General features: G+C 63.6%; 11 protein-coding genes. 9 read left to right on the plus strand and 2 right to left on the minus strand.

All coding sequences use genetic code 11. The features are described 5' to 3' along the window. Positions 1-5: 5 nt before the first annotated feature. From LB533_RS27005 to LB533_RS27015, 3 genes are all read left to right on the plus strand, one after another. The gene (locus tag LB533_RS27005) at positions 6-968 is read left to right on the plus strand and encodes an ABC transporter permease (RefSeq protein ID WP_224678660.1); all 963 of its coding nucleotides are present in this window, start codon (positions 6-8) and stop codon (positions 966-968) included. Positions 969-971: 3 nt separating this feature from the next. Further along, a complete protein-coding gene (locus LB533_RS27010; RefSeq protein WP_224678661.1) occupies positions 972-1,925 on the plus strand; it encodes an ABC transporter permease in 954 nt (317 codons plus the stop codon). An 88-nt stretch (positions 1,926-2,013) separates the two neighbouring features. Next, entirely contained in the window at positions 2,014-2,697 is a 684-nt protein-coding gene (locus tag LB533_RS27015; protein WP_140642555.1) for an SGNH/GDSL hydrolase family protein, read from the plus strand. Positions 2,698-2,924: 227 nt separating this feature from the next. On the opposite strand, the gene LB533_RS27020 is transcribed toward LB533_RS27015, so the two are convergent. Continuing rightward, entirely contained in the window at positions 2,925-3,833 is a 909-nt protein-coding gene (locus tag LB533_RS27020) for a hydrogen peroxide-inducible genes activator (protein WP_140642556.1), read from the minus strand. A gap of 124 nt (positions 3,834-3,957) precedes the next feature. Between LB533_RS27020 and katG the strand changes: the two genes are divergently transcribed. Next, positions 3,958-6,156, plus strand: a complete 2,199-nt coding sequence (katG, locus tag LB533_RS27025) for a catalase/peroxidase HPI (protein WP_224557148.1) — start codon at positions 3,958-3,960, stop codon at positions 6,154-6,156. Positions 6,157-6,232: 76 nt separating this feature from the next. Here the strand turns inward: katG and LB533_RS27030 are convergent, their stop codons facing one another. Further along, on the minus strand, positions 6,233-6,910 hold the full coding sequence (locus LB533_RS27030; protein WP_140642560.1) for an MIP family channel protein: 678 nt from the start codon (positions 6,908-6,910) through the stop codon (positions 6,233-6,235). A 319-nt stretch (positions 6,911-7,229) separates the two neighbouring features. Between LB533_RS27030 and LB533_RS27035 the strand changes: the two genes are divergently transcribed. The 5 genes from LB533_RS27035 to LB533_RS27055 all read left to right on the plus strand — a co-directional run bounded on the left by LB533_RS27035 (position 7,230) and on the right by LB533_RS27055 (position 13,341). Continuing rightward, entirely contained in the window at positions 7,230-8,519 is a 1,290-nt protein-coding gene (locus tag LB533_RS27035; protein WP_140642562.1) for an RsmB/NOP family class I SAM-dependent RNA methyltransferase, read from the plus strand. A gap of 128 nt (positions 8,520-8,647) precedes the next feature. After that, on the plus strand, positions 8,648-9,106 hold the full coding sequence (locus tag LB533_RS27040; protein ID WP_027146613.1) for a PaaI family thioesterase: 459 nt from the start codon (positions 8,648-8,650) through the stop codon (positions 9,104-9,106). A gap of 135 nt (positions 9,107-9,241) precedes the next feature. Next, positions 9,242-9,910: a 5'-methylthioadenosine/S-adenosylhomocysteine nucleosidase gene (locus LB533_RS27045; protein ID WP_140642564.1), complete on the plus strand. Its 669-nt coding sequence runs from the start codon at positions 9,242-9,244 to the stop codon at positions 9,908-9,910. Positions 9,911-9,965: 55 nt separating this feature from the next. Continuing rightward, positions 9,966-11,528 (plus strand): glutamine-hydrolyzing GMP synthase, encoded by a 1,563-nt coding sequence (guaA, locus tag LB533_RS27050; protein WP_140642566.1) that lies wholly within the window; start codon positions 9,966-9,968, stop codon positions 11,526-11,528. 823 nt (positions 11,529-12,351) lie between these two features. Next, complete coding sequence (locus LB533_RS27055) at positions 12,352-13,341, plus strand: NADP-dependent oxidoreductase (protein ID WP_140642569.1); 990 nt, start codon at positions 12,352-12,354, stop codon at positions 13,339-13,341. Positions 13,342-13,399 lie beyond the last annotated feature (58 nt).

Consider the following 13,399-nt stretch of genomic DNA (forward strand, 5'->3'; position numbering starts at 1 on the left):
CCTCCATGTATCGTAGCGTGTCCAACATCGTGAGTGGCCGGAACACACGGCAGGGCCAATGGGGTCTGCCATTGTTGGTTGCCTTGCTCATTTCGCTGTGGCTGTCGGTTCAGACGGCGCAGTTCGCAACGGCCGAAAACCTTTTCAACCTGGTTGCGCAGGCGATGCCGCTGGTCATCGCGGCGGTGGGACAACTCGTCGTCGTGCTCGTCGGCGGGCTCGATCTGTCGGTCGGCTCGGTCATCAGTCTCACGACGGCGGTGCTGGCGCTCGACCAGCCGGCGATCGTGCTGATCCCGGCGGTCTTCGTGCTGGCCGCATTCATCGGGCTGATCAACGGCCTGGCGATCACCCGTTTCAACGTCCATCCAATCATCGCCACGCTATCGACGCAGTACATTGTCCTTGGCATCACGCGCATCTTGCGTCCCGTCTCCGGCGGCACCGTTCCGGAGATCGTCATTGCTGCCGTCTCAGGCAGTTTCCTCGGTATTCCTTATCCGGTCTTTTGGGGAATCGTCGTGATACTGTTGGCCTGGAAGCTGCTCTACGGATCGCGGTACGGCCTGCATCTGTTTGCGATCGGCGGCGGTATCGCGTCGGGGGCCGAAAGCGCCGCCCGCAATTTCGGCGTCTCCGATCGCCGCAACATCATCCTCGCCTATGTGGTCTGCTCCTGTTTCGCGGCCGTTGCCGGTGTCTTCCTGGCCGGGCGCATCGTGTCGGGTGATCCAAATGTCGGGTTGCTTTTCGAACTCGACACGGTCACCGCCGTCGCACTTGGCGGCACCCAGCTTTCAGGAGGAATCGGCAGCCTGCACGGCACGGTGATCGGCGCGCTTGTGATGGCACTGCTGGCCAATGGCATGAATCTCGCCAACGTCTCGCCCTTTGTCCAGACGGCGATCAAGGGCGGCATCCTCTTGGCCGTGGTCGGGCTGCAATCCCGTAAAAAGATGGGGCTCTGAGCGATGACTGCCGTTCTCGCAAACCCGATCGCCCGGCGTCTGCTTCGCATACCGCCGTCCTACTTTGTCTTCCTCGTGCTTCTGGCCACGCTGTGGATCGCACGGCCGAACATGCTCAACCTCAACATCATGGGCATCTTCATCAGGCAGATCGTTCCGCTTGGCATTCTCGTGCTGGGGCAGCTCGTCGTCATGCGCGTGAAGTCGATCGACCTCTCCGGCGGCGGCATCATCCTGCTGATCAACTATTTCATCTCGTCGGGCAGTTTCCCGGGCGCGTCGCTGCCCTTCTTCGTCGTACTGGCGCTCGCCACGGGCCTCGTCATTGGCCTGTTCAACGGCTTCATGATAGGCATCCGGCGGGTGTCGGCCGTCATCGTCACGCTGGCCGTCAACATCATCCTGGTCGGACTGGTGCAGTTCCTGTCGAGCGGCAATCCACCCGGCGATGTGCCGAAACTGTTCAACGATCTCTACAACACGAAGTTCCTGTCGGTTCCGACGCCGGTGCTGTTCTGGATCATGCTGACCGCCACGGTGTGGCTGCTTCTGTCGCAGACCGTATTTGGCCGCTACGTGGCCTCGGTTGGCGAGAATGCCGAAGCCGCTCATTTTTCCGGCGTGCCCGTCCAGCGCACGGTTATCCTGGCGCATACGCTCGCCGGCCTGATCGCGGCGATCGCGGCTCTGGTGCAGACCGGTTCGATCGCCGTCGGCAGCGTGCGCGTCGGTCTCGACCTGCCGATCCTGGCAGTCGCGGCAACGATCCTTGGCGGCGTCGCCTTCGGTCGCGGCGACGGCGGCGTCTGGGGGCCTTTCTTCGGCTCCCTGTGCTTCGCGCTTTTGTTCGTTGTGATGACGGTGCTCGGCATCGACGAACCCGGCAAGCTCATCGCCCAGGGCGTCATCATCCTCGGTGCGGCGATCTTCTACGGAGTGCGCGTGCGAACCTCCTGAATCGAAACAAGGCAAGCCGGCGCCGGCGTTAGGGCTGGATCGATAGATCTGCACGTTCAGACAACTGCAAACAGATGGAGAAACATGGATGTCACCGCCAAAAAACATCATGTGCTACGGCGACTCGCTGACCTGGGGCTGGGTTCCGGTCAAGGAAGGGTCGCCGACCTACCGCTACCCCTATGATCAGCGCTGGACGGGTGTTATGGCGGCGGCGCTGGGAGCGGGCTACCACATCATCGAAGAAGGTTTGAGCGCGCGCACGACCTGTCTCGACGATCCCAACGACCCGCGCCTCAACGGCGCCAATTACCTGCCCTCGGCCATCGCCAGCCATCTGCCGCTGGACCTCGTCATCGTTATGCTGGGCACCAATGATACGAAGTCCTATTTTCGTCGGACACCCTACGAGATCGCCAACGGAATGGCGAAATTGGTCGGGCAAATCCTGACGAGCGCCGGCGGCATCGGCACGCCTTATCCGGCTCCGAAAGCGCTGGTCATCGCGCCGCCGCCGCTGACCCCGATGCCGGATCCCTGGTTCGAGGGCATGTTCGGCGGCGGTCATGAAAAGTCCAGGGAGCTGGCCAGGCAGTATAAGGCGATGGCGGATTTCATGAAGATCGACTTCCTGAATGCCGGCGATTTCGTCACCACGGACGGTGTCGACGGCATCCATTTCACCGCTGGCAATAACGCCGATCTCGGGCGCGCGGTCGCCGACAAGGTCAAGTCTGTTCTTGAGCCAAGCCGCGCCAGCACTGCCGCCTGAAGTCGCCACGCGCGCCGGCTTGCGCAACAGGCCGGTTCGCAGGCGTGTCGCATTCTTCCTGTATACCATTATGGACCCAACGATGAGCTCGGTCCGGAATTCTGCCCAACACGTTCCGTGGCACTTGACCACTTGCTTTTATGAAGACGATCTATCCACTCAAGCCGTTCAACAAGCGCACATTCGAGGTTTGCCTGGGCCGATAGTAAGCTTGGGCTCCTCCTGCTTCACGCCGCCTGCACCGCCGCTCCCAACCCTCGTATGATCTTCGCCAGCTCCATGCACTCATTGTGCAAGGTGCTGTTGCGCCGCCAGGCAAAGCAGATCGTGCGCTGCGGCATGGGTTCCTGGAACGGCACGATCTTGAGATCGGGGATAGTGCCGGCGGGTCCCGCGGCCATTTCGGGGATCAGCGTCACACCGAGCCCGTGCGCCACCATCTGCAAGAGCGTGGTCAGGCTGGTGGCGCCGTAGCTTGCCATCGCCACCGGCCGCACATTGCCGCAGACAGCCAACGCCTGTTCGCGCAGGCAATGGCCTTCCTCCAGCAGCATCAGCCTTTCCAGTGCCGGGCTTTCAGGCGGCACCGGTGGCGAGGCGAAAGCCGGATCGCCTGACGGCACGGCCAGGAAAAACCGGTCGGGGAACAAAGCCTCGGTCATCAGGCCGGGATGGTCGAGCGGAAGCGCGGCGATGAAGGCATCGAGCTTTTGCGACGCGATGTCCTCGACGAGCGAGGCGGTCACCGCCTCGCGCAGTTCGAGCAGCAAGTCCGGGAAATGCATTTTCAGCTCGGGCAGCGCACGCGGCAAAAGATAGGGCGCGACGGTCGGAATGATGCCCAGCCGGAAGCGCCCTCCCATGGCAGGGCGGCCACGCCGGGCGATGGTCTCGACCTCGCGTATGTCGGAAAGGATGCGTTCGATGCGCGGCAAAAGGGCTGCCGCCTCGTCGGTCATGCGCACCGATTTGCCGCCGCGTTCGAACAGCCGACAGTTCAGCCGCTGCTCCATTTCCGCGATCTGCGAGGACAGCGCCGGCTGGCTCACGCCTGCAAGTTTCGCCGCACGCCCGAAATGCAGCGTCTGCGCAAGTGCGTCGAAATAATGCATCTGCCGGACGGTTAGGCCTATCATAAGAAAATCCTATTGAAATGAACAGGAAAGGCAATTTGTTTTTATCGGCAGGCTGGCCTAGTCTGGAATCATTCCAGGATGGCGGCGCTGGCTGCCCGGAACCTCGGCAAAATTGGAGTGCAAGATGGACGCGAAAACCGACGACAACAGCGCGGGCAAATGCCCTGTCGCGCATGGACCTGGTGCCAGGACCAACCGTGACTGGTGGCCCAACCAGCTGGACCTCGGCGTTCTCCACCAGCAGTCGAGCCTCTCCGACCCGATGGGCGAGGACTTCGACTATGCCAAGGAATTCGCGAGCCTCGATCTCGACGCGGTGATCAAGGACCTGCACCATGTCATGACGGATTCGCAGGATTGGTGGCCGGCCGACTTCGGCCATTACGGGCCGCTGTTCATTCGCATGGCCTGGCACAGCGCTGGCACCTACCGCATCGGTGACGGCCGCGGCGGCGCCGGCGCCGGCCAGCAGCGTTTCGCACCGCTCAACAGCTGGCCTGACAACGCCAATCTTGACAAGGCGCGCCGCCTGCTGTGGCCGGTCAAGCAGAAATATGGCCGCAAGATCTCCTGGGCCGACCTGCTGATCCTCACCGGCAATGTCGCCCTGGAATCGATGGGCTTCAAGACCTTCGGCTTCGCCGGCGGCCGCGCCGACGTCTGGGAACCCGAGCAGGACGTCGATTGGGGATCGGAAACCAAATGGCTCGACGACGAGCGCTACTCCGGCGACCGCGAACTTCGCGGCCATCTCGGCGCCGTGCAGATGGGCCTGATCTACGTCAATCCGGAAGGCCCGAACGGCAAGCCTGATCCGCTTGCCTCGGCACGCGACATCAGGGAAACCTTCGGCCGCATGGCGATGAATGACGAGGAGACGGTGGCACTGATCGCCGGCGGCCACACCTTCGGCAAAACCCACGGCGCCGGCGATGCCTCGCTGGTTGGCGCCGAGCCGGAAGGCGCCGGCATCGAGGCGCAGGGCCTCGGCTGGTCGAGCAAGCACGCGTCGGGCATTGCCGGCGATGCCATCACTTCGGGGCTCGAGGTCACCTGGACCACGACGCCGACCAAATGGAGCAACAACTTCTTCGACAACCTGTTCAACTACGAATGGGAATTGACGAAAAGCCCGGCCGGCGCCCATCAGTGGACGCCTAGGGGCGGCGCCGGTGCCGGCACGGTGCCGGACGCGCATGATCCCTCCAAGCGCCGCGCGCCGGCCATGCTGACCACCGATCTCGCGCTGCGGGTCGATCCGGCTTACGAGAAGATCTCGCGGCGGTTCCACCAGAATCCGGATCAGTTCGCCGACGCCTTCGCCCGCGCCTGGTTCAAGCTCACCCATCGCGATATGGGCCCGGTCGTGCGTTACCTTGGCCCGCTCGTGCCGAAGGAAGAGCTGATCTGGCAGGATCCGATCCCGGCCGTCGACCATGAACTGGTCAGCGAACAGGATATCGCATCGCTGAAGGCCAAGATCCTGGCCTCGGGTCTGTCGGTTTCCGAACTGGTCTCGACCGCCTGGGCTTCGGCCTCGACTTTCAGGGGTTCCGACAAGCGCGGCGGCGCCAACGGTGCCCGCATCCGGCTGGCGCCGCAAAGGGACTGGGACGTCAACCAGCCTGCTGAATTGGCCAAGGTGCTTGCCACGCTCGAATCCATCCAGAAGGCGTTCAACGCGGCACAGACCGGCGGGAAAAAGATCTCGCTGGCCGATCTGATCGTGCTCGGCGGCGTCGCCGCGGTCGAGAAGGCGGCAAAGGATGGCGGAAACGAGGTGAAGGTGCCGTTCACGCCGGGCCGCATGGATGCCTCGCAGGAACAGACCGATGTCGCCTCCTTTGCCGCACTCGAGCCGAAGGTCGACGGCTTCCGCAACTATGTCCGGGGCCCGCAGCCGATGTCGGTCGAGGCGATGCTGGTCGACCGGGCACAGTTGCTGACGCTGACCGCGCCGGAGATGACGGTGCTGGTCGGCGGCCTGCGGGTGCTCGGCGCCAATACCGGCAAGTCCAGGCACGGCGTGTTCACCGACAGGCCGGGCACGCTGACGAACGACTTCTTCGTCAACCTGCTCAGCATGAACACGGTCTGGGATCCGGCCGCCGGTTCGGATGAGGTCTACGAAGCGCGAGACCGCAAGACCAGGGCGGTCAAGTGGACCGGTACCCGCGCCGACCTTATCTTCGGCTCGCATGCGCAATTGCGTGCGCTGTCGGAGGTGTACGGGTCCGCGGATGCCGGGCAGAAATTCGCCAGGGATTTCGTTGCGGCGTGGACCAAGGTGATGAACGCCGACCGCTTCGATATCGCCGCCTGATCCAGGCGGATTTTTCCACCCGACAAAAAAGGCGCGAGGCTCGGCCCCGCGCCTTTTCTTGTTCAGGCTTTCGAAATCAGTCCTTTTCGAAGACGCGCGCCTTGGCGACGACGCCGGCAACGGCGCCGCCGATCAGCGGCGCGACGATGAACAGCCAGAGCTGGCTGATCGCGGCGCCGCCCGAGAACAGCGCCGGCCCAATGGAACGAGCCGGATTGACCGATGTGCCGGTCACCGGGATCATGGCGAAGTGGATACCCGCCAGCGTCAGGCCGATGACCAGTCCGGCGAAGGCCGTCGCATGCCTTTCCGCGGTAACGCCGAGGATCACGGTGACAAAGGTGAAGGTGCCGATCAGTTCCCACAGGAACGCGGAAGAGACACCCCATTTCGTCTCGTCCCAGCCATTGGCGCCGAAGCCGCCAGTGTGCCCCCCGGCCTGGCCGGAGACGATGATCCACAGCGCCAGCGATGCCAGGATGGCGCCGATGATCTGTGCGATCCAGTAGGGGATGACGTCCTTGGCCGGCAACCGGCCGGCAAGGAAAACGCCGAGTGTCACAGCCGGGTTGAGATGCGCCCCCGAAATGGGGCCGATCGCGTAGGCGGCCGCGATAAGGCCGATGCCGAAGGCCAGCCCGATGCCTTCCTGCCCCAGCGGCAGCGCGCCGCCGAAGCCGCCCGTCACCACCGACGCGGTACCGATGAACACCAACAGAAATGTGCCTAGAACTTCCGCCAGATAAGTCTTCATTACCCTCTCCTCGTGACGATCCGCCGGTCCACGCTTTCCGCGCCGCGAATCATGGCGGCAAGAGTATTCTCAACCGAAAAACTTGGAAAGCTGAGCTGTCGCATCCCTACCGTGCTTGCAGCCGCCAGTTAAGAACATTAGAGAGCTTGCATCTATTGACGATCTGCTGTTGACCGCACCGGAAGATTTACTGCTCGGGCGGTTTTCGCCGATCGCCCGACAGGTTGCCTGTCGTCGCGAGACGGGGCGGGGTTCAATCTCACCGTGAAAGGCTCTAAGAGCAGGCCGAGATGATGCGCGCGATTTGGTGGACTGAAGAATGCGACTAGGCGGACGGCTGGCTGCGGCCATCGAAGTGCTGGAAGACATTGGCCGACGTCATCGGCCGGTGGCCGATGCGCTGAAGGACTGGGGCCTGTCGCACCGCTTTGCCGGCGGCGGCGATCGCGCGGCGATCGGCAACATCGTCTACGATGCGCTGCGCCGCAAGCGCTCGGCAGGCTGGCTGCTGGGCGAGGATACGCCGCGCGCCATCGGCTTCGGCGCCCTGTTGCTCGAATGGGGCCAGACCGCGCGCTCGCTCAACGAAGCGCTCGACGGCGACAAGTTCGCGCCGCCGCTGCTGACGCCCACGGAACTCCAGGCAACCGAAGAGCGGCGGGTTGCCGACGCGCCGCCCGCGGTGCGCGCCGACATACCGGATTGGTGCGAGCCGCTTTTGCAACGCGCCTTTGGCGGGGCCTGGGTGGAGGAGGGCGCGGCACTCGCCACCCGCCCGCCGCTCGACATCCGCGTCAACACCTTGCAGGCCGATCGGGCCAAAGTGCTGGCGGAACTTGCCGAAACCGGCGCCAAGGCAGCCCAAATCGCCCCCCAAGGCATCCGCATTCCGCCGATCGGCGGCGACGGCAGGCACCCCAACCTGCAGGCCGAGCCGGCTTTCCAGAAGGGCTGGTTCGAAGTCCAGGACGAGGGATCGCAAATCGCCGCCGCTCTTGCCGGCGCCGAGCCTGGAATGCAGGTGCTCGATTTCTGCGCCGGCGCCGGCGGCAAGACGCTGGCGCTGTCGGCGGCGATGGGCAATACGGGTCAGGTCTTCGCCCATGATGCCGAAAAGGCGCGGCTGGCGCCGATCTTCGACCGCATCCGCCGCTCGGAAAACCGCAACGTGCAGATCGTCACCAGGCCGGCGGAACTGTCGCCGCTCACCGGCCATATGGATCTCGTTCTGGTCGACGCGCCTTGCACCGGCAGCGGCACGTGGCGGCGGCGCCCGGATGCCAAATGGCGGCTGACGCAAAGGCAGCTCGACGCCCGCAAGGGCGAGCAGATGGCGATCCTCGATACCGCCAGCAGCTTCGTGAGGCCGGGGGGCCTGCTGGTCTACGTCACCTGTTCGGTGTTCGACGAGGAGAATGGCGAACAGGTCGCCGCGTTTTGCCAGCGCAATGGCGGTTTTGCCCCGGTCGATCATCGCCGGCTCTGGGACAGCCGTTTTCCCGGCCATGAAACCGCGATGCGGCTTGGCGCTTTGGGCGGCATCTGCCTGTCGCCGGCGCTGAGCGGCACCGACGGTTTCTACGTCTGCGCGCTGCGCAGGGCTGCCTGAATGAAGCGAAAAGCGAAGCCGTCCTGCGCGCCCTCGGGGTCAAATTGCTGCAGTGCAGCATCGGATGATTGCTTGCCGGTCACGCCTCTGCAATAAGCTTTTCGGCAAAGGTGAAAGCAGCGACGGCCATGGCAGCAAAGATCGTACCCGCTCCGGACTATGAGGACCGCGTCAGGGCGTCCTTCGCGCGCCAGCAGGCGATGGCGACCATCGGCGCTGAATTGACGCTGGTGACGCCCGGCATCATCGAAATCGAGATGCCTTATTCGGCCGCACTCACCCAGCAGCACGGTTTCCTGCATGCCGGCGTCATCTCGACCGCGCTGGACTCGGCCTGCGGCTATGCGGCCTTCTCGCTGATGCCGGAGAATTCCGGCGTGCTGACCATCGAGTTCAAGGTCAATCTGCTGGCGCCGGGCAGGGGCGAGCGCTTCCTGTTCCGCGGTTCGGTGACCAAGCCCGGCCGCACCATCATCGTCGCCGACGGCCAGGCCTATGCCTTCGCCGCCGACGGCGAAGCCAAGTTGATCGCCACCATGACCGGCACCATGATGACGATGGTGGGCCGCGACGGGATTGCTGGGTGAGTGGCAGGTTCGCCGCAGGCGAATTCATCGTGCCAGTGGCACGATGAAAGGTCACGAACGCCGGGAGCCGCCGCAGGCAGCGGGTCCCGGCGGGCAGGCGGTGAAGTCTGCAGGACAGGGAGGGAGTAGATCATCATGACCGACAAAGTGTCGCGCCTGTCCGGCAAGGATGTCCTCTTCGTCATGGCGGCGCAGGCCGAATACGGGCCGCACTTGCAGCGGCTGTTCACCCCGCTGATGACCGGCGTCGGCCCGGTCGAGGCAGCCGTCCGGCTTGGCGCCGAATTGTCCTGGCTGAAGTCGCAAGAGGCGCTGCCGGACCTCGTCGTATCGCTCGGCTCCGCCGGCAGCCGGACCTTGGAGCAGACGGAGATCTATCAGGCCATCTCGGTCAGCTATCGTGACATCGACGCTTCGCCGCTTGGCTTCGAGAAAGGCGCGACGCCGTTCCTCGACCTGCCGATTACGGTGCCGCTGCCGTTGCGCATCCCTGACGTCAAGGAGGCGACGCTGTCGACCGGCGGTGCGATCATCACCGGCGCGGCCTTTGATGCAATTGCCGCCGACATGGTCGACATGGAGACCTTCGCCTGCCTGCGTGCCTGCCAGCTGTTCGACGTGCCCCTGATTGGGCTGCGCGGCATTTCCGACGGCGCTGCTGATCTCAGGCATGTCGGCGACTGGACCGAATATCTGCACGTCATCGACGAAAAGCTGGCGGATGCCGTCATGCGTCTCGAACAGGCGATCGGATCGGGCTTGCTTCGGAAGGGTTCTCCTGGTGACGTGGCAGGACCGGTCTGAAAGTCAGGCTTCGCAACCCATTGCGCCGACTCGTTTCTTTCTCTAAACGCTCGCCATGAAAACAGCCAATCAACCCGACACCGTCCTGATTGTCGATTTCGGCAGCCAGTTCACCCAGCTCATCGCCCGCCGCATCCGCGAAGCCGGCGTGTTTTCCGAGATCGTGCCGTTCCAGTCGGCCGAGGCGGCATTCAAGCGCATCAATCCAAAAGCCGTGATCCTGTCCGGCGGTCCGGCCTCGACCACGGATATCGGCAGCCCGCGGGCGCCGCAGATCGTCTTCGACGCCGGCGTGCCGGTGCTCGGCATCTGCTATGGCCAGATGGCCATGTGCGTACAGATGGGCGGCGTCGCCGAAAGCTCCAACCATCGCGAATTCGGCCGCGCCTTCGTCGAGATCGAGAAGGAAAGTCCGCTATTCGACGGCCTGTGGGCGATCGGCCAGCGCCACCAGGTGTGGATGAGCCATGGCGACCGCGTCATCTCCTTGCCCAAGGGGTTCGAGGTATTCGGCAAGTCGGAAGGCTCGCCCTTCGCCATCTTCGGCAATGTCGAGCGCAGGATGTATGGCATCATGTTCCATCCGGAAGTGGTGCATACGCCCGACGGCGCCCGGCTGCTCAGGAATTTCGTCCACAACATCGCCGGCATCGAGGGCGACTGGACGATGCGCGCCTACCGCGAGCACGCGGTCGAGGCGATCCGCAAGCAGGTCGGCAAGGGCAAGGTCATCTGCGCGCTCTCGGGCGGGGTCGACTCCTCGGTCGCCGCGCTGCTCATCCACGAGGCCGTCGGCGATCAGCTCACTTGCATCCTCGTCGACCATGGCCTGATGCGCAAGGACGAGGCCGCCGGCGTCGTTGCGATGTTCCGCGAGCATTACAATTTGCCGCTCATTCTGGTGAACGCGTCGGATCGCTTCATCGGTGCGCTCGAAGGCGAGGCGGACCCCGAGAAGAAACGCAAGACCATTGGCCGCCTGTTCATCGAGGTGTTCGAGGAAGAGGCCAAGAAACTCGGTGGCGCCGATTTCCTGGCGCAAGGCACGCTCTATCCCGACGTCATCGAAAGCGTCTCCTTCACCGGCGGACCGTCGGTGACGATCAAGTCGCACCACAATGTCGGCGGCCTGCCCGAGCGCATGAACATGAAGCTGGTCGAGCCGCTGCGCGAACTGTTCAAGGACGAGGTCCGCGCGCTGGGCAAGGAACTCGGCCTGCCCGAAAGTTTCATCGGCCGCCACCCGTTCCCGGGGCCGGGGCTCGCCATCCGCTGCCCCGGCGGCATCACGCGCGAGAAGCTGGAGATCCTGCGCGAGGCCGACGCCATCTATCTCGACGAGATCCGCAAGGCGGGGCTGTACGACGCCATCTGGCAGGCCTTCGCCGTGCTCTTGCCCGTGCAGACGGTTGGCGTCATGGGCGACGGCCGCACCTACGAATTCGTCTGCGCGCTGCGCGCCGTCACCTCGGTCGACGGCATGACGGCAGATTTCTATCACTACGACATGGCCTTCCTGGGCGCCGCCGCCACCCGCATCATCAACGAAGTCCGCGGCATCAACCGCGTGGTCTATGATGTGACGTCGAAGCCGCCGGGGACAATCGAGTGGGAGTAGAGGGGCGTATTAAAGGTTGGTCTGGGGTAGTATGGCACACCGTCGGCAATCTGGTCGAAGTAATAGTCATCGATAGCCTTTGCATTACACGTTTCAGATTTTCGGCCGTGTGATCAGGTCAATAGCCGGATGGCGCCACTGAGAACGGAGGCGAGCTTGCCGAGAGGTCCATTACTGGCAAATCAATGCCTCGTGATGTCACAATGGGAGGGAGAGAGGGGTAATCGGCGGCCATAGCGTAGCGTCTTTTCGTTGCGGCCGTCTAGCTGCCAGCCATTGTACTCTCACTTCCTAGGGGTGCGTGACCTACCTCTCCAAATTCGCAATCTGACCTGCGTCCATCCTCCGGCGGGTGAGGCGAAGCGCCCCCGGCCGCTGAAGATCGTCACCTTCGGTTGAGCCCTTTGCATCGGCCTCCAGGGATGCGAATCGTCACCGCTAATCATCATAGGTTCCCTCCGTCCAACTGGCGTGCCGCCACCTGACGGGGCCGGAAAAGATCTGGCGCCGCAAACTCAAGACCGCCGTCTCTGCCGGGGCGAAGGGTGCGACGGGCCTTTGTCAGGAAACGACGCACGGCTGTCCCGATTCGTAGGATCGTGTTCGTGGTCCAGGCTGGGCTCGGTTGCTACATACGGACAAGCCAAACTGACAATCGCCCTGGAGAACGTTCATGCGACTGCCGCTGGCGCGCCATCGCCCAAGCGAACTCGATTGAGAAAGTCCGCTTCGCGGAAGAAGCCTGGATCAGGGACGTCGTCGGTAACAAGTCTCCGCGAGGGTTGACGGTGGTCATGACAAACTGAGCGCAAGGAGAAACGAGATGACCCACAGCAGCATCGTTCCTCAGGCCGATGAGGAGCAAATTCCTTCAACGATGATGGCCTGGCGCGTGCACGAGTTCGGACCGCCGGAGGTCATGATGTTCGAGCGCGTCCCACGGCCTGAGCCTGGCCCAGGTGAGGTCCTGGTCAAGGTTGAAGCCGCTGGCATCGGCCCCTGGGACGGTTGGATTCGGGCCGGCAAGAGCGTTCTGCCGCAACCGCTTCCGCTCACGCTTGGCTCTGATCTCTCCGGTGAAGTCGTCGAGGTTGGCCCGGGGGTGTCCGGACAGCGCGTGGGCGATCAGGTTTACGGCGTTACCAACCCGCAGTTCATCGGCGCGTATGCCGAGTACGCGGTAGCATCGGCGGAGATGGTGTCGAACAAGCCCAGCTCGCTGACCCACGTTGATGCTGCCTCCGCCCCTGTCGTTTCGGTGACGGCATGGCAGGCACTGTTCGATCACGCTAAGCTCAAGGCGGGCCAAACAGTGGTCATTCACGGGGCTGCGGGAAGCGTCGGCGCCTATGCGGTTCAATTGGCCCGCCGCGCGGGTGTGCAAACGATCGCAACCCTGGCGGCGGATGATATCTCCTTCGTGCGCGATCTCGGCGCCAACATGGTTATCGACTACCGGACCCAACGCTTCGAGGAAGAAGTTCGGGAAGCGGACGCCGTCATCGATTTGGTCGGGGGCGAGACACAAGACCGCTCATTCCAGGTTCTTCGTCGAGGCGGCAAGCTGATTTCGGCCGTCTCCCATCCGGATCAAAGCCTTGCGGAACGCCACGGCGTAGAAGCCAGCTTTTTTTTGGTCAGCGTCACAAGCCGGTACCTGGCGGAGATCGCTAGCCTCTTTGATGGTGGAATACTGAAGACGAAGGTGGGGGCCGTCTTGCCCCTCGCGGACGCGCGCGAGGCTCATCTCATGCTGGAACGCGTGCGGCCTCAGCCGAAGGGAAAGATCGTGCTCGCCGTGGAAGCGGGTTGATGGATCGAGCCCTCTCCTTCCGCTGGAGAGCGTAGGCTACCCGCTTAGTCCACACCCT

The organism is Mesorhizobium sp. BR1-1-13 (assembly GCF_020165515.1).
GTDB lineage: Bacteria > Pseudomonadota > Alphaproteobacteria > Rhizobiales > Rhizobiaceae > Mesorhizobium.